The organism is Desulfuromonas sp. TF (genome assembly GCF_000472285.1).
In the GTDB taxonomy this organism is placed as follows: Bacteria; Desulfobacterota; Desulfuromonadia; order Desulfuromonadales; family ATBO01; genus ATBO01.
Genome location: NZ_KI421419.1, coordinates 1 through 21469, shown reverse-complemented (window position 1 = coordinate 21469; position 21469 = coordinate 1). Strand labels below are relative to the sequence as shown.

The window sequence follows — 21469 nt, the reverse complement described above, 5'->3', positions numbered from 1 at the left end:
AGCACCTGAAGACCTGAGGTGGGAGGGAGTCGGGAAGGGGAGGAGGCGCCTCACTCCTTCTGCGAATAGTTGAGACCGTATTCCCGGATACGCCTGTCCAGAGTGGGGCGGGAAATCCCGAGGATCCGGGCGGCACGCTTCTTCTCGTGATTGGTGAAAGCAAGAATGTTTTCGATGTGCTCCCTTTCCAATTCCTGGAGAGGCTTGATCATCAGGGGAAGCTTGTCGCCTCCTTTGCTGCCGTCGATCCGGAGAGCCTCCGGGAGCAGAACATTGCCGGGAGAAAGCAGAACGGCCCGGCGAAGCGTATTTTCCAATTCCCGCACATTGCCCGGCCAGGAGTGATCGAAAATACGGCTCATACTCTCCTGGGGGACAACCTCCACACTCTTGCCCATTTCATGGCGAATCTTCTCGAGAAAAAACTTCACCAGCATGGGAATGTCCTCTTTGCGATCTCGAAGGGGCGGCAGATCGAGGGTGACTACCGTTAGACGGTAATAGAGGTCCTTGCGAAAGTCATTGCGGGCGACCAGGGCGGAAAGGTCCTTGTTCGTGGCCGCGATGATACGCACATCGGCCTTGAGAGTTTCATCCCCTCCGACCCGCTCGAATTCCCTCTCCTGAAGAACCCGAAGCAGTTTGACCTGGATTTCGAGGCTGGTCTCCGAAATTTCGTCCAGAAAAAGAGTTCCTCCCTCCGCCAGCTCGAACTTTCCCGGCTTGGTCCGATAGGCTCCCGTGAAAGCTCCTCTTTCATGGCCGAAAAGTTCGCTTTCGAGGAGGGTGGGAGCAAGAGCGGAGCAGGCCACCGCGATGAAAGGACGGTTGCGGAACTGACTGTTGAAGTGCAGGGCCCGTGCAACCAGTTCCTTACCGGTCCCGCTTTCGCCATGTATCAGGACCGTGGCCCTGGAATCGGCAACAGCACCGATTGTTTTATAGACTTCTTTCATGGAACGGGAGCGGCCGACCATGATGTTTTTTTCGAAAGGGGGCTCGGGAGACTCGCAGAGAAGGACGCCATCCCGGGATAAGGAGCTCATTTCGAAGATCTTTTCTATGACCCCGTCGAGGTGGTCGAGATCGACCGGCTTGCCGAGATGGTCCATCGCGCCGAGACGAATGGCCTCAATGGCAGTTGACATGTCGTCGTAGGCGGTGATCATGACCACCGGCAGAGCCGGACGCCTCTCTTTTATGATCCTGAGGACCTCGAACCCATCCATGCCCGGTAGTCGCAGATCGAGAAGCACCAGATCGACTTCCTTCTCTACGGCTTTGGCCACCGCATCGGGACCATCGACCGCCGTAAGAACCTCATACCCTTCTTCGCACAGGTGCAGCTCCAGTGTCCTCCGGATGGACTTTTCATCATCGGCTATGAGGATGGTTTTCATCAGTGGGGATCTCCGGTTTTCGCAGGTCCTTCAAGGGGGAGTGTTACGGTAAATGCGGAGCCACGGCCTGGCTTGCTTTCGACGCTGACCGATCCGCCATGGCGCAGGACAATGGTCTGGAGAATGGACAACCCCAGCCCCCCCCCTGAGGCTCTGGTGGTGAAAAGGGGGTCGAAAAGCTGCTCGCGTTTTTCCGACGGGATCCCTGGGCCGGTGTCGCTGACCCGGATCAGGGCCATCCCGTTTCGGGTCGAAGCGGCGATGGTGAGGCGCCTTTCACCCGTAACCTTTTCCATGGCCTCGATGGCATTGAGAATCAGGTTGAGGAGCACCCGGTAGATCTGCTCCGGATCGCAAATCAGATTCAATGGCGACTCGATGTGTATTTCCGTCTGGATTTGCAGGGTCTTGAGGCGCTGGTTCATCAACCCTATCAGACGGCTCACGATTTCTCCCACCTCAGCGGATCGCAGACGCAGTGGACGCGACTTGGCGAAATCCATGACATCCTTCAGGAAATCATTGAGACGCTGAATTTCTCCTTCCACGATGGAGAAGTTTTCCCGGAGAATGCCGGCGGGGTTGATTTTTTTTCGGATCATCTGCATGTTCATCTGGATCGCTGAGAGCGGGTTGCGGATCTCGTGGGCCAGGCCCAGGGCCAAGTGTCCCACGGCAGCCATTTTTTTTGCCGCCAACAGCTCCTCGAAGGTCGACTCCAGTCGTGAGTGGGCGGCATTGAGGTTCCTGGTATGGCGTTCGATCTGAGCCGAAAGAGCACGATTCCAGGTGAAGAGCAGCCCCAGCAGCATGGAGGCGACCCCCGCGACCGTCACCAGGAGGGTTGTCGCCAGGGCCTCCTGGCGCTGCAGGAAGGAGGAAAGGAGGTTCTCTACTTCCCTCTGGGGGGTGGCCACTCCAAGGGTCCAGTGCCGGCCCGCGATGGACACCGGATGAAAGCTGACCAGCTTTCGTACCTGACGGCCCGGGTCATCCGGGTCCTGGTAGGCATACGAACCGCTCCCCGGATTACCGTCCTCCATGGAGAGCAGAAGATCGAACAGCCCCGGCCATTTGGGAAGAAACGCTTCTTCAAAGCTCATACCAGTGATGTTCCCGTTGGGGTCGACCAGTACGGTCCGGCTGCTTGTATCCACGAGCCATGCATAGCCATCGGTTCCGATGCGGACGGGAAGGATCTGTTTGCGGACCAGTTCATCAAAATTCAGGGTGAATGTGACCACCCCGAGGAATTCCCCCTGCGGGTCGTAGATCCCTTCGGCGACGATCAGGGCCTTGTCCCCGCGTTGCTGCCCTCCAGCCAGGGGCATGAAAGGGGAGAGATACATCTGTCCAGGCTTCCCTTCTTCCCGGGCCCAGCGGAAGTAATCCCGCCATGCGTAATTGCGTCCCAGGGTATAGGGGTCGGCGGGCTCGATGCCGATGGTGGTTCCCTGATGGTCGAAAATTACCAGGTCGATCACGGGGGTGTGAGCCAGAGAGTCGTAAATCTTCTCCAGCGTACCCTGGACCTCTCTGGCACGCTGCCGGTTCACTTCCCTTCTTTCGAAGAGACTCACCACGAAATCGAGGTCTCGGTGAAACGTGGCGAACATTTCCTCCAGGGTGTGCGAAGCCAGCTCGGCCATCAGATACTGCTGCCGGTTGTATTGCTCGAAAAACCGCTCCCGGGCTTCAGCCCGAACGGCATCGGTCGTATGTTTAAGCCAAAACAGAATACCAATGGTGATGCCGATGATGAGCAGCAGGAAAAACAAGGATTTGGATTTGCGGGGAAAAAACATCGAATGAAATTTCGCTGGAGACAGTGACAGAAGCATCTCTTCCGCTTCACGTCATCTTTTTTACCTGATCCCTTTGGGGGAAATTCCAGCCGGTGTACCGACTTTCCGAGACACCAATTTAACACAAACAGCCGTTTGCTGCACGAAAAGAAAGCCCGCCGTAAGGCGGGCTTTCGAAAAGGACTTCACAGGGGTTCAATTAAAGAGAGCGCATCTCATTGAGATAGTCCTTGCCGATTCGCTCGCCCCACTTCTCATAAACCGGGCCGGTTTTCTGGATAAGCGCCTGCTTGTCCTCAGGAGAGAGCGGGAAGAATTTGACGCCATTGGCTTTGGCGGCTGCGATCTGGGCATCCTGTTGTTCGCGGGTCGCCTGACGGGTTTTGGTGCTCTCCTCCTCAATGACCTCCATCAGGATCTTCTGCAGGTCGGCGGGGAGTTTGTCGAACCAGCTCTTGTTGATGAGATGAATGAAGAGTCCCTGAGCGTAGTTGACTTCGGTGAAGTTCTTGGCGATCTCGAACTTCTTGGTGAGATTGCAGACGATGGCGGTGTGGTCGAGGCCGTCAATGACGCCAGTCTGCAGGGCCTGAGGAACATCGGGCCAGGGCATGACGGTAAACTTAAGGCCCCAGGCCTTGTAGATGTCGGCATTGACCGGTGCCTCTGCGATGCGGAAATTCACGTTGGCGGCCTCTTTGACGGAACTGACCGGGACAGTGGTGGCCCAGCCGTAAGTTCCGTAATTGACGATGTCGGCGACCATGATTCCCTGGGGCAGGGCGCTCTTGCGGAACTCGCCGAAAAGTTTCTCGTTATTGCGGAACTTCTCCAGTTTGTCGAAGGAATCGACGACAAAGGGTAAGTTGACGACCCCCAGCTGGGGGGCGACGTTGGCGGCGGCCACGGAAGAACAGAGCATCCCCTGGACGGCTCCCAGTTTCAGTTTGCTGATCACGTCTTTTTCACCGCCGAGCTGGGCCAGGGGACGGTAATCCACGAAGAGACGTCCGTTGCTGCGCTCCCAGACCTTGTCGCGAATGTGGTACCCGTTGGCAACGCCCGCAATCGCCGGATGGGAAATGTTGGAAAGAAGATAGGTGTACTCGGCGGAGCTGGGATCAAATTTTGGCTTGAAATTTTCGAGGGGGTCGGCAGCGAAGGCTGTGCCGCAAGCCAGCGCAACAATCAGAAGCGTCAAAATGGAACGGCCAAAAAACTTGACTTTCATGCGTTATCTCCTTTGATTGGGTGCAGGCGGGGTGCCTGCAGGGTTTTACTGCACATTGCGAGGTTGCAATTAAAATTCACCTCTCCTTTCTCCATTAGAAAATATTACAACACTACGATCTCCGGTCCAGGATTTTCAGCATACAATTTTTCAACCATCAGTGCTCGCCTTTCGAGGGAAGCTCTTTGATTGATGTATCCTTTGTCCGTAATCTCGTTGGCGTCGATTGAAGGCGGTTCGGTCATAAGCATGATCCGCCGGACCCTTGAGGCGGATCCTTGCTGTCTGGAATTGAATTTCTCCAGTGTGTTTCGCAGGTATTCCATGACCTCCTCGCTTCGTACAAGAGCCTCCGGGGAGATGGAATTTTCTGAATCCCGGCAGATTTGCCTGCATCCCTGAATATTCGGCCAGGCGAGAATGCCGATATATTCCCTGTCCTGACCGGCAACCAGGGCCTCCTGCACGCCGAGAGGCGCTGCCGCAAGAACCTCCAGCCTTAGTTTCCCTGCGTGAACCCAGGTCCCTGTATTGAGTTTAAAATCTTCGGCAACCCGTCCGTCAAATGCTATGCCTCTGCTCGGATCAAGGGGATCGGCGAGCGTCCCGGCGTCGCCGATCCTGTAGAATCCGTCTTCGTCGAAAGCGCTCCGGGTCAGGTCGGGCCGGTTGAGGTATCCGCTGGTCACGTTCGGTCCCTTGACTCTCAGCTCGTATTTTCCTTCATTGGGCACCATTTTTATGATGACCCCCGGACAGGGTAGACCGATGATTCCCGCCTTTTCGATGGGGAAGTGTGCGGCCGTGGCAAGAGGCGAGGTTTCGGTCGACCCCCAGGAGGAAGTCATCACGACCTTCTTGCCCGTCGCCTGGATGGCGACCTTCTCCAGACGCTGCCAGAGATCCTGCGATAGAGCCGCCCCGGCATAGAAGATAAGCTGCAGCCTTTTGAAGAAGTTTCGGCGCAGGGCTTCATCATTTTCCAGATAGGGGAGCAGCATGGCATATCCGGCCGGAACGTTGAAGTAGATCGTGGGAGAAATTTCGGCCAGGTTTTTAACCGTTTTATCAACCATCCCGGGAGCAGGCTTGCCGCTGTCGAGGTACAGGGTTCCTCCCCGTTTGAGGATCAGATTGAAATTGTGATTTCCGCCGAAAGTGTGGTTCCATGGCAGCCAGTCCACAAGAACCGGAGGATTCTTCTCCGTGAAGGGCCACACCTGGGCCAGCATCTGCTGATTCGCACAGAGCATGCCGTGGGTGTTGATCACCCCCTTGGGCATTCCGGTCGATCCGGAGGAAAAGAGATATTTGGCGATGGTGTCCGAGCCGACCGCGGCAAAGGCCTTTTCCACCTCCTCCGAGGGGGAGGTTTCGAGCAAGCTCGAAAAGGCCGTCGCCGGGATCCCCGGGACCTGTCCTCTCCCGATTACCACCTCCACCCCCGAGAGGTCCAGGGAGCCAAGCGCCCGCGCGAACATTTCCCCGTCTTCGGCATAAATCAGGGCCGGGCGCACTTCTTCGAAAATGTACTTGACCTTGGACAGGTCCTGACTGAGCAGCGAATAGGCGACGGACACCGGTGCGATCGGTACTCCTGAAATGAATCCGCCAAGCATGAGCAGCGCGTGGTTGATCGAATTGCCGGACAGAATCATCACGGGCCGCTCAGGGCCCAGTTTTCGATCGATCAGAGCCTGGGCAAGGGAATCGGCCATTCGGCCGGCCTCTCCGTAGGTGAGGATCCGCCATTGACCATCAGCCTTCCTTTCGCCGAGAAAGTTTCTCTCGGGAGATTCTTTCACCCACCGGCGCAGCATTACCCCCAGGTTTTTTTCGAAAGGCTCCAGGGGAAGGGGAGAGCTGAGGAGATAGCCGCCTTCGGCCGTGGTCTCCACATGAACCCGGGGCGGTGCAAAGTCAATCTCCGCAAAAGCCGCGGAAGCCGGGGTAGCGATGTCAGGCTGACTCATAGGTTTATCCTTTCGGAAACGGTTCTTTTCCGCCATGGCTGCGTCAATCCTCCCACGACGAAGAATTCCTCGTTTCCAATCCGACAAAGGTTAAAATATATATTTGCCCGACTTTGTCGATGTTTCCGCCAGCAGTTGTTTGGCTTCCAGCAGACCTCCTGCAGGGTAGGCCGAGAGGCGCGCGATCTCCTGCTGGAGGGGCTTCAGCGAATCCTCCTTCAGGGCATAGGCGCCGCAGCGGATGGCGGCCAGGTAGAAGCGTCCGGCTCTTTCAAAGGTCGTCACCTTGACGACCGCTTCAAGGAGGTCCTTTTTTTCGTCGCTGGCCGCCTGGTAGACCTTGCGGGCCCGCATGACGGTGCTCTCCAGGGCGAAGATGCCGATGGCCATGTCCGCCAGGGCCAGCATGAGCTCCTGGGCTTCCCCGGCTTTCGAAACCTCTCCCAGAATCACCAGAAAGAGCTGCTTGAGGTTGGCCAGAACCGAAAACTCAAGGTCGAAAGGTTTCCCCCCGACTTCCTGAACTTTTTCCGCACCGGCGCGGGCTTTCGCCTCTTCAACCTTTCCCCGGAGATCTAATCTTCCGCTCTCGGCCCTGCGCAGCAGAAGGGTAGGGATGAGAATCCGGTTGATCTCGTTTGTCCCCTCGAAAATCCTGTTGATGCGCTCGTCCCGGTAATAGCGTTCTGCCGGGTAGTCTCTGATGTAGCCGTACCCGCCGTGAATCTGAAGCACCTCATCGACCACATGCGCCAGGACCTCGCTGCAGAAGACCTTGGCGATGGCGCACTCTCCGGCATATTCCTCGATGGCCTTCTGATACTGATCCAGGTAATCCGCCGCGGAGCGATCCAGCGAAGCGATGCGGTCGTCCAGTAGACCGGCTACCCGGTAAACGACCGACTCGGAGGCAAAGGTTGCGGCCGCCAGGTCAGCCAGTTTCTCCCGGATGGCTCCGAAATCTCCGATAGGCCGACCGAACTGTTTTCTCTCGCCGGCATAGGCCGATGCCTCGGCAAAAGCGCTCTTGGCCACTCCGGTTGTCGTCGCGGCAAGCTTCAGCCGGCCGATGTTGAGAACATTGAAGGCGATCTTGTGCCCTTTGCCCGCCTCTCCCAGCAGGTTCTCCACCGGGACCCTGACGTCTTGCAGAAGTACCTGGGCCGTGGACGAGCCCTTCAGTCCCATCTTCTGCTCTTCCGGACCGACGGAGACACCCTCAAAGCTTCTCTCCACGAGAAAGGACGAAAAGAGTTTCCCGTCTATCTTGGCGAAAACGGTGAAGAGATCGGCGAATGCCGCATTGGTGATGAACTGCTTGACCCCGTTGAGGATATAGTGCCGGCCATCTTCCGTCAGGACGGCCGTGGCCCGGGCACTCAAAGGATCGCTGCCGCAATCGGGCTCGGTCAGGCAATAGGCTCCGATCCACTCTCCGGAAGTGAGCTTTCCCAGATACTGCTCCTTTTGCGGGATCGTCCCATAGTAAACCAGGGGGAGGGAGCCGATGCCGGTCTGTCCGCAATAGGTGATCGAGAAAGATCCCGCGGGCGCCATTTTCTCCGCCAGCAGCATGCTGGTGGCCTTGTCGAGCTCCAGGCCGCCGAAGTCCTCGGGGATGTCCACCAGAAAAAGGCCTAAATCCGCGCATGCCCGCATCTTCTCGAGCACCAGGTCGAAATCCTGACTTTCTATCCGATCAAGATCCGGAAGGACTTCCTTACGCATGAACTCTTCGGTGGTTTCGGCGATCTGCCGCTGCTCCGACGAGAAGTCCTCTGGGGAAAAGACGTGATAATTGACCGCGTCGGTGAGCAGAAACTCTCCTCCCATGGCCAATTTTTCTTTCATAATAAAACCTCTTCGACAACCCTATAAAAAACAATGTTATAAAATCAAAAATCAAGTAATAAATTCAAGATTTCTGAGTGTTTAAGGATATCATGCAATTCGGTATTACTCAACGACTTTTTTCGTTCTGTTTTATATGAAACCACTGTTTGTTCATTCGGAATGGTCCGGACCTGCAATCGGCTGTCAGGGAGGAGAGGTTTTTTGAGCGAGGAATGGCCCCAGGATAAACATTCCTCGGAAAGGTCCGGGCTTTTGCAGGTATTTTCACTATTTATTCGGACTCCAGTCGATAAGCGGACGGGTTGATTCGACATCGAAGAAGACAGCATACTTGATCATGCCGGCGGCCCTTTCGTTGGCCTCCGCCGCCACCCGCGCCTTCGCAGCATCGAGATAGGGCCCCTCCTTCTCCATGAGTCGGACCTTGAGATAAACCCGGCAGCCTTGTGTTTTCATCGGTTCCTCGTGAGGCAGTACGCTCATGAAAACGGCCTTGCCGGTCTCGAGAAGGTTCTGGGCGGTGCGGGTGTCTCCCAGGGCCATGGTCACCGTCATCTCGTCCGGCATGCGGACGGAGCCGAAGACGGCGGCATTGGGATTTCCCTCCCGATCGGTGGTGGCGACGATGCCGATCCGGTGAGGATCGTTGATGAGTTCCCTGACCGTTCTGGAGTCGAGCATCAGTTGTTTTCCTCCTGTTTTTTCTTCTCATCGAGAGCCTTGAGGACCTTCTCGGGAGTGATCGGCATTTCGGTGAAGCGCACGCCGATGGCGTCGTAGACCGCATTGAAAATCGCCGGGATCACGGGCTGAATCGGTCCCTCGCCGGCCTCCTTGGCGCCGAAGGGGCTTTCAGGATCGTAGCTCTCGACGAAGGTTGTCTTCAGCTCGGGGAGATCCGCCGTGGTGGGAATCTTGTAGTCGTGCAGGGAAGGATTGAGCAGTCTGCCGTCCTTGCCGACCTTGAGTTCCTCGAAAAGAGCCTGTCCCATCCCCATCATGATGGAGCCTTCGACCTGCCCCTCGACAGCGACGGGGTTGATCGGTTGGCCGCAGTCGCCAGCCTCGGTTACCCGCACGACCCGGATTTCTCCCGTCTCGATATCGACATCGACCTCGGTGCATTGGGCCGAGAATCCGTAGGTGGGGCTATGGCCGATATTGGCTCCCTTGAAATCCCCTGTCCGGCGCGGCGGCGTGTAGTCGCCGGTAGCGGTCAAGGGGCCGTGGGCGTCGATGTATTTCTCGATCACCTTCCAGAACTCGATCTGCTTTGCCGGCTCGTAGACGGAGTAGATCTTTCCTCCGCGGGCCTCGAGCTGTTCGGGGCGCACTCCGAGCTGGATGGCCGCCACGGGCATGACCTTCGCCAGGATGTTGTCGGCGGCCTTGCAGACTGCGCTGCCGGCGGCCACCGTGACCCGGCTGGCAAACGTCCCCAGATCGAAGGGGGCCAGGGAGGTATCTCCGCTGACCACATGAATCGACTCGAAAGGAAGACCGAACTTTTCGGCGGCCATCATGCCGAGAACCGTATCGGACCCCTGTCCGATGTCGGTGGCCCCGCAGTAGACCGTCACTCCGGCTTCGGTATCGACCCGGATCATGGCCGAGGAGTGCGGCTTGTAGGCCATATACAGGGTATAGGCTGTTCCCGAGATATAGTATCCGCCGGCCAGGCCGATCCCCTTGCCGAAGGGGAGCTTGCCGTGTTTCTCCTTGTACCCGGAAAGTTCAACCGCCTGGTCGAGGCACTTGCGGAACTCGCTGTGCCGCACCTGCTGGCCGCTGACCGTGGTGTGTTTCAGCCCGATGGCGTTTTTCTTCTTGAGGTCGTAGGGGTTCATGCCGATGTCGACGGCGATCTGGTCGAGCAGGCTCTCCAGGGCAAAGCGGGGCTGAACGCCGCCCAGCCCGCGCATGGCGCCGCAGGTCGGCTTGTTGGTATAGATCCGGCGAGCATTGAAGCGCACATTCTTGACATCGTAGGGCAGGTGAAGCATGGCCGCGGTGTAGAAGAGGATGACGAGCCCCCATCCGCCGTAGGCGCCGCCGTCCATGATGCCGTCGTAATCGATGGCCGTAATCCTCCCCTCCTCGTCGACGCCCACCTTCAGCTTCATCTCGATGGGGTGGCGCCCCCGGTGCTGGAGGAAGACCTCTTTGCGGGAGTAGGCGACCTTCACCGGGCGTCCCGCCTTGCGGGCGAGCAGGGCGGAGATCAACTCGTTGTTGGAGGTCTCCCCCTTGCCGCCGAAGCCGCCTCCGACCCCCGTAACCTTGACATGGATCTGGTTCATCTCCATCTCGAGGACCTTCGAGAGGGTCCGGTGCAGATAGTGCGGGACCTGGGTGGTGGACCAGATGAAGAGTTCGCCGTTGGTGTCGAATTTGGACACGGCGCAGTGCGGCTCCATGAAGACATGGTTGACGTAGCTGGTCCGGAAGGTCTTCTCGAGAACGTAGTGCGAATTGCGCAGAGCCTCGTCCACATCGCCAAAGTTCTGGTCCGCCTGGTAGGCGATGTTCCCGGGGAAGCGGTTGTCTTCGTGGATTTTTGTCGCACCTTCAGCCATGGCTTCTTCGGGCGTGGTGTAGGCGGGGAGGGGCTCGTATTCGATCTCGATCAGGTCGAGGGCCTTTTCCGCCGTTTCCGCATCGACCGCCGCCACCGCCGCCACCGGTTCGCCGTGGAAGCGCACCTTTTGATGGGCGAGGGCGTATTCGGTCGGTACCTGGGGAACGATGCCGTACTTGATGGGCGCTTCGGCCCCCACCAGGACCGCCTTGACCCCGGCGAGCGCCTCGGCTCTGGAGGTGTCTATTTTCACGATCCGTCCGTGGGCGATGTCGGAGCGTTTGATCCGGCCGTGGAGCATCAGGGGAAACTGAATGTCGTCGGCGAACTCGTGCTCTCCCTTGACCTTCTTGGGACCGTCCTTGCGCTTGACCCCCTTGCCTATGACTGCAAAATCGTGCTTACTCATCTCCGACCTCCCCCTTCAGAAGCTTCCCCGCGTAACCGACCGCCTCGATGATTTTGGCGTAACCGGTACAGCGGCAAAGGTTTCCGGCCAGTGCCGACTTGATTTCATCTTCCGTCGGAGTGGAGTTCTCGTCGAGCAGCGCCTTGGAAGAGAGAACCATCCCCGGGGTGCAGAAGCCGCACTGGACGGCTCCTTTGTCGATGAACGCCTTCTGCACCGGATGGAGTCCGGCCCCCTGGCTCAGCCCCTCGATGGTGGTGATCGCCTTGCCCTGACAGGCGATGGCCAGCGTGAGGCACGACAGGGTCGGCTTGCCGTCGATAAGGACGGTGCAGGCCCCGCAGTCGCCGATGCCGCACCCCTTCTTGGTCCCGGTCAGGCCGACCGTTTCCCGGATCACCTCGACCAGATAGGCGGTGGGAGAAACCGCCACATCGAAAATTTCTCCATTGATCTCCAGTTGAACCAGCTTTTTCACGCTCGGATCTCCTCCCCCTTGATGCGGTCCAGGCATTCTTCGAGAGCCCTTCGCGTCAGAACACCGATCACCCGGGTCCGATACTCGGCCGAAGCCCGTACGTCGTCGATCGGCTTGGCCTCCCGGGCCACTCCGGCGCAGGCTGCGGCGATGAATTCCTCCCCCAGTCGCATCCCCTTGAGCTGCTGCTCGGTGTCCGTCCCCCGGAAGGTGGTCGGGCCCATCGATCCCATGGCGAGCCGGACCTCTTTGACCGTATCGCCGTCCGGCTCGAGCTCGAGGTAGGCCCCCAGGTTGAGCATGTCGATCTCCATGGCTCTCCTGAGCCCTTTGAGCTGGTAGGCCACGGCCGCCCGGGGGGGCAGAGGAGGCAGACGAAAGGCCTTGACATATTCCCCCGGCAGGAGAGCCGTCTTGCGGTAGGAGAGAAAAAACCCGCTGATCGGCAGGGTCCGCTCACCCCCCTTTCTGCCGAGGACCAATTCGCAGTCGTGGGCCAGCAGAACCGGGGATGTTTCCGCCGCAGGGGAGGCGTGGCAGACGTTGCCGGCCAGAGTCGCCATCCACCGCACCTGGGTGGAGCCGAGGTTGGAGGCGGCAAAGGCCAGGGCAGGGGCGTGCCGTCTGACCAGTTCGCTGCGCTCTATTTCCGCGATCTTGGTCCCTGCCATGATGGTGAGTCCCTGGTTCGGGTCGAACCGGATGTCCCGCAGCTCGGGAAGATCCGAGATGTCGATCAGCAGCCTGGGGGCCAGGAGCTTCTCCTTGATCAGGACGAGGAGGTCCGTTCCCCCGGCCAGGATCTTCGCCTCGTCGGCCCTGGCCGCGAAAAGGGATTCGAATTCCCTCAGGGAGGTGGGCTTTTCGTACCCGAAAGGTTCGCCGTGCATCTGTTCACTCCTTAGTTTCCGTCCGGAAACGGTTCTTTTTCGCCATGGCGGCTTCAATCTGCGGGCTTGCTTGTGCGGCGTACCGATGTACGCCTCCGTGCAATCCCTTGATTTCCTTGCCACGACGAAAAATCCCTCGTTTCCGGCCCGGAAACTGGCTAGATGTAATGCAGCTCCTTTGCCTTCTCGGTGATTTCGGCGCGGAAGTCGGGATGCGCAATGTTGATGAGCGCCTGGGTTCGCTGGCGGACCGATCGGCCGTACAGCTCCGCCACGCCGTGCTCCGTCACGACGAAATGGACATGATTGCGGCTGGTGACTACGCCTGCGCCAGGCTTCAGCATCGGAACGATTTTACTTACCACCGTTCCGTCCCTCAGCTGTGAGGTGCTCGGCAGGGCGATGATCGGCACACCTCCCTTGGAACGGGATGCGCCGTAAATGAAATCGAGCTGTCCGCCCACGGCCGAATGAAACTTGGGGCCGATGCTGTCGGCGCAGACCTGGCCCGTGAGGTCGACCTCGATCGCCGAGTTGATGGCGACCATGCGCTCGTTCTGCGCCACAACGAAGGGGTCGTTGACGTACTCGGTGCGGTGGAGTTCGACCAGGGGATTGTTGTTCACCCATTCATAGAGGCGTTTGGTCCCCAGGAGGAAGCCGCAGACGATCTTTCCCTTGTGGATGCTCTTTCGCGAACCGTTCAGGACCCCCGCCTCCACCAGGTCGATGACCCCGTCGGAGATCAGCTCCGAATGGACCCCCAGGTCCTTCTTGCCGTAGAGGTACTTGAGAACGGCGTCGGGAATGCCGCCGATCCCCAGCTGCATGGTGGCGCCGTCGGGGATCAGCCCGGCGATGTGGCCCGCGATCCCCTCGACGATGGCGTTGTCGGCCTCGGCGCCCATGGCGTGCTCGCTGATCGGGGTGTCCAGGGGCACGATGTGGTGCATGCGGGAGATGTGCATCCGGGTGTCCCCCAGGGTGCGGGGCATCTGCTGGTTGACCTGCGCGATGACGATTTTGGCCACTTCCGCGGCCGAGATGGTGAGTCCCGATTCGGCGCCCATGGAGCAGTAGCCTTCCTCGTCCGGAGGGGAAACATGGATCAGGGCCACATCGAGGGGGAGGATCCCGTTCTTGAACAGCAGGGGGAATTCGGAGAGCATGACCGGCGTGAAATCCGCCCGCCCTTCGTTGACGGCCTTGCGGACGTTGGCGCTGATGAACATGGAGTTGACCCGCAGGTGACCCTCCATCTCAGGAGCCACATAGTCCGCGGGGCAGATGACCAGCGGATGGCAGATTTCCACGTTCCGGAGCTCGGGAGCGCTCTTTACCAATGCGTCCAGAAGCTGAAGGGGGACCGAAGCATTCCCTGTGAGAAACACCCGGTTCCCGGACTCGATCGCCTTGATCGCTTCCTCGGCCGTGGTGACGCGGGATTGATAAAGGGCGCGCCAGTCGCCTCCCTGCTTGGCGGTCATCGTCGGCGCGGCTGCACCGGCCTGCAACACGTCCTGTGAATTCATGATGGTCCTTCCTTTCCTTCCGCCCCGCTCAGGAGCGATGTCGTATCCGATTATCGGTAAGTTTCGTAGGTGGTATTAATCCAAGATCTTTTCACCACCCGTTCGCTCCGCTCACTGGAGACACAGAAAGCACTGAGGAAAACCTGCTGTCTTGTTGAATTTCTCTGTGTCTCTGTGTCTCTGTGCCTCTGTGGTAAAAAATCACTCTGATTATTTGGGCTCGAGGGCCTTCACCAGGCTGCGAAGGGCCGTGTTGTACGGCGCGGCCATCCCCGCCCGGGCGGCATACTCGATGATTTTGCCGTTGATGTAGTCGACTTCGGTGGAGCGGCCCGCTTCGATATCCTGAAGCATGGAGGGTTTGTGCTGTCCGGCGGTCTGGATGTAGTCGATGCAGTCGGGGTAGAAGTCGGGACCGAGGCTGAGTTCGTTGGCCCGGGCTACGGCAACCCCCTCCTTGAGCAGATTGTCGACCAGGTTGAAGAGGATGGGATCGTTGATGACCTCGGCCATGGTCTTGCCGGTGACGGCGCAGACCGGATTCATGCACGAGTTGTTGACCGCCTTGGTCCACACCATGTTACGAATCTGGTCGGTATGCAGGGTGTCGAGCCCGCATTCGGTGAAAACGTTGCTGATGCCGACGGCGGCGTCCCGGGACTCCGGATGAAGCTCCTGGATGTAGTGGGGGCGGTGGTGGAATGCCAGGCGTATGTGACCGGGGCTCACCGGCACGCTGCCGAAATTGACGACCGCGCGCATGACCGGTTTCGATCCGAGGTACTGGGAGAGGACCCGTTCGGTGTCGATGCCGTTCTGCCAGCTGACGACGTAACGTCCTTCGCCGACGAAATTTTCAAGGGCGGAGGTGATGATGGGCAGGGCCGTCGCCTTGACGGCGATGATGACCACGTCGGGGGGGGCGGTGCAGAGGTCGTCCACCCGGGTGGTCACCCTGGCGACCCGTGCCTGGAAGTTGTCGGTCCCCTCCAGGATGATGCCGGGATCGAGGGCCGGTTCGAGAAGGGCGGGGACGACGTCGCAGAGCGTGACTTCATAGCCGCCCCTGGCCAGAAAGGCGGCGACGATCCCGCCCACGGGGCCTGCGCCGATGACCGCGAACCTCTTCGGTCGGTAGTTGCTTTCTCTGGTCATAGAAAAAATCCTTATTCGGAGGGCTGGCTTTCGACCATGCCGAAGGCCTCGGCATCGAGAACCTTGACGTTGTTGGCGTGCAGGATCTCGATGGCCTTGTCATTGTCGCTGAAGCGAAAGATCATTACGGCTTTTCCCAGTTTGCCCCCGGCTACCGCATACATGTATTCGACATTGACCTTGGATCCCAGGAACAGTTTGAGGACTTCCGCCAGGCTGCCCGGGGTATCTTCTAGCTCGGTAGCGACTACCTCGTCGACCCGTGCGGGAATGTACTTGTCCATGATCATCCCGCGGGCGGTTGCGAGATCGGAGACCAGAATCCGCAGGACGCCGAAGTCATGGGTAGTATCGCAGATGACATGCGCCCTCAGGTTGATGCCGAGATCGCCGAAAGCCTTGGTGACCTCGTACAGGCGGCCGGGGGCGTTTTCGAGAAAGATGGATAATTGTTTGAGCTTCATTGATATCTCCCTTGCTGGACAGAGGGGACCTATTGCGCATCAGGGCTCGAGCGCCTTGACCAGACCTCGTATCATGGTGTTGAAGGGGGTGGGCATGCCGGCCTGAGCACCGTATTCGACGATTTTCCCGTTGATGTAGTCGACTTCGGTCCGCCGCTTCGCCTCGATGTCCTGGAGCATGGAGGGTTTGTGGTGCCCTGCGTTTTTCAGGTAATTGATGCCATAGGGGTAAAAGTTCGAGCCGAGGGAAAATTCATTGGCGCGAGCCACGGCGACCCCTTCTTTGATGAGAGAGTCGACCAGGTTGAAGATGATCGGATCGCTGATGGCCTCGGCCATGGTCTTGCCGGTGACGGCGCAGATGGGATTCATGCAGGAGTTCAGAACCGCCTTGCGCCAGACCATGTCGGCAATCTGGTCGGTATGACGGGTATCGAGGCCGCACTCGGTCAGGGCGTTGCAGATGCCGACGGCCGCGTCCCTGGAAGCGGGGTCGAGCTCCTGGAGGAAGTGGGGACGATGATGGAAGGACATGTGGATGCGCCCGGGCTTCACCAGGGTGCATCCGAAGTTGACAACCGCCCGCATGACCGCTCTGGAGCCGAGCTGCTCCGCCAGGACCAGTTCGGTGTCGATGCCGTTCTGCCAGCTCACGACGTAACGCCCCTCGGTGACGATGTTCTCAAGGGCCGAGGCGATCAGGGGCAGGGCGGTGGCCTTGACGGTGACAACCACCACATCGGGCGGGTCATCGGCAAGGTCATCGACGTTGGTGGTTGTTCTGGTCACCCTGGCCTGGAAGTGGTCGGTCCCTTCTATGAGGATTCCGGGATCAAGGGCTGGCTCGAGAAGGCTCGGAATCACGTCGCAGAGTGTGACATCGTAACCGCCCTTGGCGAGAAAGGCCGCGACGATCCCGCCGACGGGACCGGCACCGATGACCGCGAATTTTTTCGGCTGGAAGCTGCTTTCACCTTTCATATCGCGCACTCCTTGGACTAGGGGTCTGACAGTGTAGATCTAGCTCGTGTACATCCGGAAACTCCGAATGTACACTGACGAGTTTCCGGACAGAAACTAACTCGGATTTTCGAGGATCCCGAAGGCCTCGGCATCGAGAAGCTTGACGCCGGCGTCCTGGAGGATCTCGATGGCCCGATCATTGTCGCTGAAACGGAAGACCATCACCGCTTTGCCTGAGGAGATTCCCGTTCCGGCCAGTGCGTACATGTACTCGACATTGACCTTGGTTCCCTGGAAGGACTTGAGGGCCCTGGCCAGGCTGCCGGGCGTGTCTTCGATCTCGGCCGCGACGACCTCGTCGACCCGGGCCGGAAGTTGCTTCTGCATGATCACCCGGCGTGCCGTCGCCACATCGGAGACGAGAATCCGCAGTACACCGAAGTCGTGGGAGCTGTCGCAGATGCAGAGCGATCTCAAATTGAGGCCCGCCTCTCCGAGGGCCTCGGTCGTTTCGAAAAGGCGGCCGGGGGCATTTTCGAGAAAAATGGAGAGTTGCTTCAGCTTCATGGAAACCTCCCTTCGAAACAGGTGAGACGTGAGGGGTGAGGGGTGACAAATCTTATGAGTTTTCTCCTCACCCCTCACGGAGTTAGGCAGCGGCAGCGCCGCCTTCGAGTGCCTTCAGGTTGACGTCGGCCCCCTTTCCCTTGGAGACCTCCCTGACCACGTCCTTGATGACCTCCGGTTTGAAGGGCAGATTCTTCATCACCGAGCCGACCATGACCATGTTGACGGCCTTGGCGTTGCCGGCCTCCTTGGCGATGGAAAGAGCCTCGATCCCATGGGCATTGCCGCATAGGCGGGCGATCTGCTCCTCGACATCGGTGGGGTAGACGGCCAGGCCCGCCGCCACGGTGCTGGGGTTGATGGTGACCTTGCTGTAAATCAGCCTGCCGCCGGGCTTGAGGTAGTGGACATACCTCAGGGCCTCGAGGGGTTCGAAGGAGATCAGGATGTCGGCCGTTCCCGGCAGGACCACCGGGGAGTAAATCCGGTCGCCGATGCGGACGAAGCTGATGACGCTGCCGCCCCGCTGAGCCATCCCGTGAACTTCGTTCTGCTTGACATCCAGCCCGCTGACCAGGGCGCATTCGGCGAGTACCTTGGAGGCCATCAGAACCCCCTGGCCGCCGACGCCGGCGATTACGATATTGAGAGTTTCCATAGACTCCTCCTTTAGACCTCGGACATCGCGTCGAATTTGCACGTCTGTTTACAGATACCGCACCCGTTGCAGACATTGGGGTCGATCCGAACCTTCGGTTTGTCGCCGGAGGCGGTCAGGCCCAGGGCCATGCACCCCACCTTGAGGCAGGCGCGGCAGCCGGTGCACTTGTCTGGATCGACGGTCAGTGCGGGCTTCTTGATCCGGTAGCGGAGGATGCAGGGGTTCTTGTCGATCAGGACGTAGGGGCCGGGGGTTTCGAGCCCTTTTTTGATGATTGCCTCAGTTTCCTTTAGGTCATAGGTGTTGAGCTCGGCGACGTTTTCGATCCCCAGGGCCCTGACCAGCGGGGCGATCTCGACCTGCTTGGCCGGAGTGCCCTGCAGGGTCTGGCCGGAGCCGGGGTTTTCCTGCCCGCCGGTCATGCCTGTGGTGCGGTTGTCCATGATGATGACCAGGGCATTGCCGCCGTTGTAGGCCATGCTCAGCAACCCGGTCATCCCCGAATGGAAGAAGGTGGAATCGCCGATGACCGCCACCGGCTTCTCCTCTCTGCCGGCGATGGCGTTGACCTTGGCCATGCCGTGGGCGGCGCTGATGCTGGCCCCCATGTCGATCACCGAATGCATGGCATTCATCGGCGGCAGGGCGCCGAGGGTATAGCACCCGATGTCGCCCGAGACGAAGGTCTTGAGCTTGGCCAGAATGGTGAAAAGGCCTCGGTGAGCACAGCCTGAGCAGAAGACGGGTGGGCGTGCGGGCAGCTTCTCGACCGGAGCCATGGCCTTTGCACTCACGGACTCGCCGGCGGCGGCCCGGATGATTTCAGCATTGACCTCGCCGCAGTAGGAAATTTTGTTCTTGCCGATATCGACCCGAATCCCCATGGCCCGGATCTGTTCTTCGAAAATAGCATCGAGTTCCTCAACCACCATGAGGCGCTTGACGCTCCCGGCGAACTCTTTGATTTTCTTAGGGGGCAGGGGGTGAACCAGGCCCAGCTTCAGCACCGAAGCGTTGGGAAAGGCCTCCTTGACGTGCTGATACGAAATGCCGGAGGTGATGATGCCGAGATCCTTGTCGCCCATCTCGATCCGGTTGAGCTCCGAGGTTTCTGCGAACTCCTGAAGCTTCAGGAGGCGCTCTTCGATCTGGGGATGCTTGATCCGGGCAAAATTGGGGAGCATGACGTATTTGGGCACGTCCTTGACCCATTCGCCGATCTTCGGCTCGATCTTCTCCTTCGGCTGGACCAGTCCCTTGGCATGGGAGATGCGGGTGGTGGTGCGCAGCATCACCGGGGCGTCGAACTGCTCGGAGATCTCGAAGCCGGCCCGGACGAAGTCGTAGGCTTCCTGGGAGTTTGCCGGGTCGAGCATCGGGATCTTGGCGAATTTGGCGTAGTTGCGGCTGTCCTGCTCGTTCTGGGAGGAGTGCATCCCCGGATCGTCCGACACCATGAGAATCAGGCCGGCATTGACGCCGGTGTGATTGAGGGTCAACAGCGGATCGGCGGCCACATTGACCCCGACGTGCTTCATGGTGGACAAGGCCCTGCCGCCGGCTATTGAAGCTCCGATGGCCGACTCCAGGGCGACCTTCTCGTTGGGGGCCCACTCGCAGTAGACCTCGCCGAGGCGGGCCACCTCTTCCAGGGTTTCGGTACTGGGCGTTCCGGGATAACCGGAGGCGAAGACCCCCCCGGAATCGCCGAAGCCCAGGGCGATAGCCTCGTTGCCGGAAATGATCTGCTTCGTCAAGGGCCGGGCTTCTTCCGATTTTCTTCCGGAATCAGAGAAGTTCAAGGCCGTTGCCTCTTTAGCGGAATTGCTCTTTTTCATATGTTATATCCCTCTTTTCTTGGGCGTTATTTGGGCCGCCTGTCATCGATCCGCTTGGCCTTGCCTTCGCTTCGCGGAATCGTTCCAGGCGGAACCAGGGTGATCTTTACGGAGACGCCGACGATATCCTTGATATCCCGTTTGAGATTATTGACTTTACTTCTTACCGCCTCCACGTCGTCGAGCAGCTCGTGCTCGCATCCCTTGAGGACGTCGGCGGCGGCCTTGGCCATGAAATCCTCGGTCACTTCGACCTTGATCTCAAGTTCATCCATGCTGCCGTTGCGGCTGACCACGATCATGTAATGGGGTGAAACCCCCTGGCGCTTGAGGATGATCGTTTCGATCTGGGAGGGAAAGACGTTGACGCCGCGGATAATGAGCATGTCGTCGCTGCGGCCGCAGACCCTCTGCATCTTGACCAGCGTGCGCCCGCAGGCGCAGGTTTCGCGGGTCAGCCGGGTGATGTCCCGGGTGCGATAGCGCAGCAGCGGCTGGCCTTCGTTGGTAATGGTGGTAAAGACCAGCTCCCCCATCTCTCCTTCGGGAAGCACTTCGCCCGTATCCGGGTTGATGATCTCGGGGTAGAAGTAGTCTTCGTTGATATGCAGGCCGTCCTGGGCCTCGCGGCACTCGAAGGAGACGCCCGGTCCGATGATTTCGGAGAGACCGTAAATGTCGCAGGCCTTGATGCCGAACTTATCCTGGATCGAATGGCGCATCGATTCGCTCCAGGGCTCGGCGCCGAGCACGCCTGTGCGGAGTTTGAGCTTCTTGAAGTCCACCCCCATCTGATCTCCGACCTCGAAGATATGCATGAGGAAGGAGGGGGTGGAAGTCAGGGCGGTGCTGCCGAAGTCCTGCATCAGCATGATCTGCTTCTGGGTGTTGCCGCCGGAGATCGGGATGACCGACGCGCCGACCCGGATGGCCCCGTAATGGGCTCCCAGTCCGCCGGTGAACAGGCCATAGCCGTAGATGTTCTGCACCACATCGTTTTTGGAAATGCCGGCGCCGGTAAAAGCCCGCCCCACGACTTCGGACCAGTTGTCGAGATCGTTCCGTGTGTAGCCGACCACCACCGGCTTTCCGGTCGTGCCTGAGGTGGCATGGTACTCGAGGATATCCTCCTGGGAGGCGGTGAAGAGGCTGAAGGGGTAGTTGTCCCGGATGTCCTGCTTTGTGGTGAAAGGAAGTATCCGGATATCCTCCAGGGACTTTATATGACTCGGCTTAACTCCGATCGAGTCGAGGCTTTTTTTGTAATATGGATTTTTCTCATAAACGTAATTGACGGTTTTCTGCAGGCGCGCGAGCTGAAGGTCCCGCATTTCACTGCGATTGAACTCTTCTTCTTTATTCCAGGCCATGGTTCACCTCTTTCCCGGTCGGTTGTTGGCCGAAAAGCGCAAAGGCTTATTCGTCGGAGTAGTCGTAAAACCCCTTGCCCGTCTTGCGTCCCAGATAGCCGGCCTTGATCATGTTGCGGAGCAGCCCCGGCGGAGCGAAGCGGGCTTCCTTCATGTACTCGTAGAAAATGTTCCCCACGTGGTAGCCGATGTCGGCGCCGGCGAAATCCTGGAATTCCAGGGGGCCCATCGGCATGCCGCAGCCGAGCTTCATGGCGGTGTCGATGTCCTCGGCCGAGGCCACCCCTTCCTCCAGCAGGCG

The 21469-nt window shown here is 59.0% G+C and carries 18 protein-coding genes; all 18 read right to left on the bottom strand.

What is annotated here, in order from left to right; genetic code table 11:
• Positions 1–50: 50 nt before the first annotated feature.
• Positions 51–1400, bottom strand: coding sequence for a sigma-54 dependent transcriptional regulator (locus tag DTF_RS0110135; protein ID WP_027715230.1), 1350 nt, complete (start codon positions 1398–1400; stop codon positions 51–53).
• Positions 1400–3205, bottom strand: a complete 1806-nt coding sequence (locus DTF_RS0110130; protein WP_027715229.1) for a PAS domain-containing sensor histidine kinase — start codon at positions 3203–3205, stop codon at positions 1400–1402. The genes DTF_RS0110135 and DTF_RS0110130 overlap by 1 nt, the downstream gene beginning before the upstream one ends.
• A gap of 199 nt (positions 3206–3404) precedes the next feature.
• Complete coding sequence (locus DTF_RS0110125) at positions 3405–4436, bottom strand: TRAP transporter substrate-binding protein (protein WP_027715228.1); 1032 nt, start codon at positions 4434–4436, stop codon at positions 3405–3407.
• A gap of 104 nt (positions 4437–4540) precedes the next feature.
• On the bottom strand, positions 4541–6409 hold the full coding sequence (locus tag DTF_RS0110120; RefSeq protein ID WP_051361226.1) for a feruloyl-CoA synthase: 1869 nt from the start codon (positions 6407–6409) through the stop codon (positions 4541–4543).
• A 90-nt stretch (positions 6410–6499) separates the two neighbouring features.
• A complete protein-coding gene (locus DTF_RS0110115; protein WP_027715226.1) occupies positions 6500–8260 on the bottom strand; it encodes an acyl-CoA dehydrogenase family protein in 1761 nt (586 codons plus the stop codon).
• Positions 8261–8530: 270 nt separating this feature from the next.
• Entirely contained in the window at positions 8531–8944 is a 414-nt protein-coding gene (locus tag DTF_RS22990) for a pyridoxamine 5'-phosphate oxidase family protein (RefSeq protein ID WP_051361214.1), read from the bottom strand.
• Positions 8944–11250, bottom strand: a complete 2307-nt coding sequence (locus tag DTF_RS0110105; RefSeq protein WP_027715225.1) for a xanthine dehydrogenase family protein molybdopterin-binding subunit — start codon at positions 11248–11250, stop codon at positions 8944–8946. The genes DTF_RS22990 and DTF_RS0110105 overlap by 1 nt, the downstream gene beginning before the upstream one ends.
• On the bottom strand, positions 11243–11728 hold the full coding sequence (locus DTF_RS0110100) for a (2Fe-2S)-binding protein (RefSeq protein WP_027715224.1): 486 nt from the start codon (positions 11726–11728) through the stop codon (positions 11243–11245). Before DTF_RS0110100 ends, DTF_RS0110105 begins: the two co-directional genes overlap by 8 nt.
• Complete coding sequence (locus DTF_RS0110095; RefSeq protein WP_027715223.1) at positions 11725–12618, bottom strand: xanthine dehydrogenase family protein subunit M; 894 nt, start codon at positions 12616–12618, stop codon at positions 11725–11727. Before DTF_RS0110095 ends, DTF_RS0110100 begins: the two co-directional genes overlap by 4 nt.
• Positions 12619–12776: 158 nt before the next feature.
• The gene (locus DTF_RS0110090; protein ID WP_027715222.1) at positions 12777–14105 is read right to left on the bottom strand and encodes an acetyl-CoA hydrolase/transferase C-terminal domain-containing protein; all 1329 of its coding nucleotides are present in this window, start codon (positions 14103–14105) and stop codon (positions 12777–12779) included.
• Between the two features lie 255 nt (positions 14106–14360).
• Positions 14361–15305 carry a ketopantoate reductase family protein gene (locus DTF_RS0110085; RefSeq protein WP_027715221.1) on the bottom strand — a complete coding sequence of 315 codons (945 nt, stop codon included), beginning with the start codon at positions 15303–15305 and terminating at the stop codon, positions 14361–14363.
• Positions 15306–15316: 11 nt separating this feature from the next.
• Positions 15317–15769: an amino acid-binding protein gene (locus DTF_RS0110080; protein WP_027715220.1), complete on the bottom strand. Its 453-nt coding sequence runs from the start codon at positions 15767–15769 to the stop codon at positions 15317–15319.
• Between the two features lie 39 nt (positions 15770–15808).
• On the bottom strand, positions 15809–16750 hold the full coding sequence (locus DTF_RS0110075; protein ID WP_027715219.1) for a ketopantoate reductase family protein: 942 nt from the start codon (positions 16748–16750) through the stop codon (positions 15809–15811).
• Between the two features lie 96 nt (positions 16751–16846).
• Complete coding sequence (locus DTF_RS0110070; RefSeq protein ID WP_027715218.1) at positions 16847–17299, bottom strand: amino acid-binding protein; 453 nt, start codon at positions 17297–17299, stop codon at positions 16847–16849.
• 82 nt (positions 17300–17381) lie between these two features.
• Positions 17382–17957, bottom strand: a complete 576-nt coding sequence (locus tag DTF_RS0110065) for an indolepyruvate oxidoreductase subunit beta (RefSeq protein WP_027715217.1) — start codon at positions 17955–17957, stop codon at positions 17382–17384.
• Between the two features lie 11 nt (positions 17958–17968).
• A complete protein-coding gene (gene iorA, locus DTF_RS0110060; protein WP_027715216.1) occupies positions 17969–19717 on the bottom strand; it encodes an indolepyruvate ferredoxin oxidoreductase subunit alpha in 1749 nt (582 codons plus the stop codon).
• Positions 19718–19824: 107 nt separating this feature from the next.
• Positions 19825–21168 carry a phenylacetate--CoA ligase family protein gene (locus tag DTF_RS0110055; protein ID WP_027715215.1) on the bottom strand — a complete coding sequence of 448 codons (1344 nt, stop codon included), beginning with the start codon at positions 21166–21168 and terminating at the stop codon, positions 19825–19827.
• Positions 21169–21214: 46 nt separating this feature from the next.
• The coding region (locus DTF_RS22985) for a 3-hydroxyacyl-CoA dehydrogenase family protein (protein ID WP_035056695.1) at positions 21215–21469 on the bottom strand (255 nt) is incomplete at its 5' end.

Bases quoted from the DNA above. Each gene is read 5' to 3' on its own strand.
- DTF_RS0110135 (WP_027715230.1), bottom strand. From the start codon at position 1,400: ATGAAAACCATCCTCATAGCCGATGATGAAAAGTCCATCCGGAGGACA.
- DTF_RS0110130 (WP_027715229.1), bottom strand. From the start codon at position 3,205: ATGTTTTTTCCCCGCAAATCCAAATCCTTGTTTTTCCTGCTGCTCATC.
- DTF_RS0110125 (WP_027715228.1), bottom strand. From the start codon at position 4,436: ATGAAAGTCAAGTTTTTTGGCCGTTCCATTTTGACGCTTCTGATTGTT.
- DTF_RS0110120 (WP_051361226.1), bottom strand. From the start codon at position 6,409: ATGAGTCAGCCTGACATCGCTACCCCGGCTTCCGCGGCTTTTGCGGAG.
- DTF_RS0110115 (WP_027715226.1), bottom strand. From the start codon at position 8,260: ATGAAAGAAAAATTGGCCATGGGAGGAGAGTTTCTGCTCACCGACGCG.
- DTF_RS22990 (WP_051361214.1), bottom strand. From the start codon at position 8,944: ATGCTCGACTCCAGAACGGTCAGGGAACTCATCAACGATCCTCACCGG.
- DTF_RS0110105 (WP_027715225.1), bottom strand. From the start codon at position 11,250: ATGAGTAAGCACGATTTTGCAGTCATAGGCAAGGGGGTCAAGCGCAAG.
- DTF_RS0110095 (WP_027715223.1), bottom strand. From the start codon at position 12,618: ATGCACGGCGAACCTTTCGGGTACGAAAAGCCCACCTCCCTGAGGGAA.
- DTF_RS0110090 (WP_027715222.1), bottom strand. From the start codon at position 14,105: ATGACCGCCAAGCAGGGAGGCGACTGGCGCGCCCTTTATCAATCCCGC.
- DTF_RS0110085 (WP_027715221.1), bottom strand. From the start codon at position 15,305: ATGACCAGAGAAAGCAACTACCGACCGAAGAGGTTCGCGGTCATCGGC.
- DTF_RS0110080 (WP_027715220.1), bottom strand. From the start codon at position 15,769: ATGAAGCTCAAACAATTATCCATCTTTCTCGAAAACGCCCCCGGCCGC.
- DTF_RS0110075 (WP_027715219.1), bottom strand. From the start codon at position 16,750: ATGAAAGGTGAAAGCAGCTTCCAGCCGAAAAAATTCGCGGTCATCGGT.
- DTF_RS0110070 (WP_027715218.1), bottom strand. From the start codon at position 17,299: ATGAAGCTGAAGCAACTCTCCATTTTTCTCGAAAATGCCCCCGGCCGC.
- DTF_RS0110065 (WP_027715217.1), bottom strand. From the start codon at position 17,957: ATGGAAACTCTCAATATCGTAATCGCCGGCGTCGGCGGCCAGGGGGTT.
- DTF_RS0110055 (WP_027715215.1), bottom strand. From the start codon at position 21,168: ATGGCCTGGAATAAAGAAGAAGAGTTCAATCGCAGTGAAATGCGGGAC.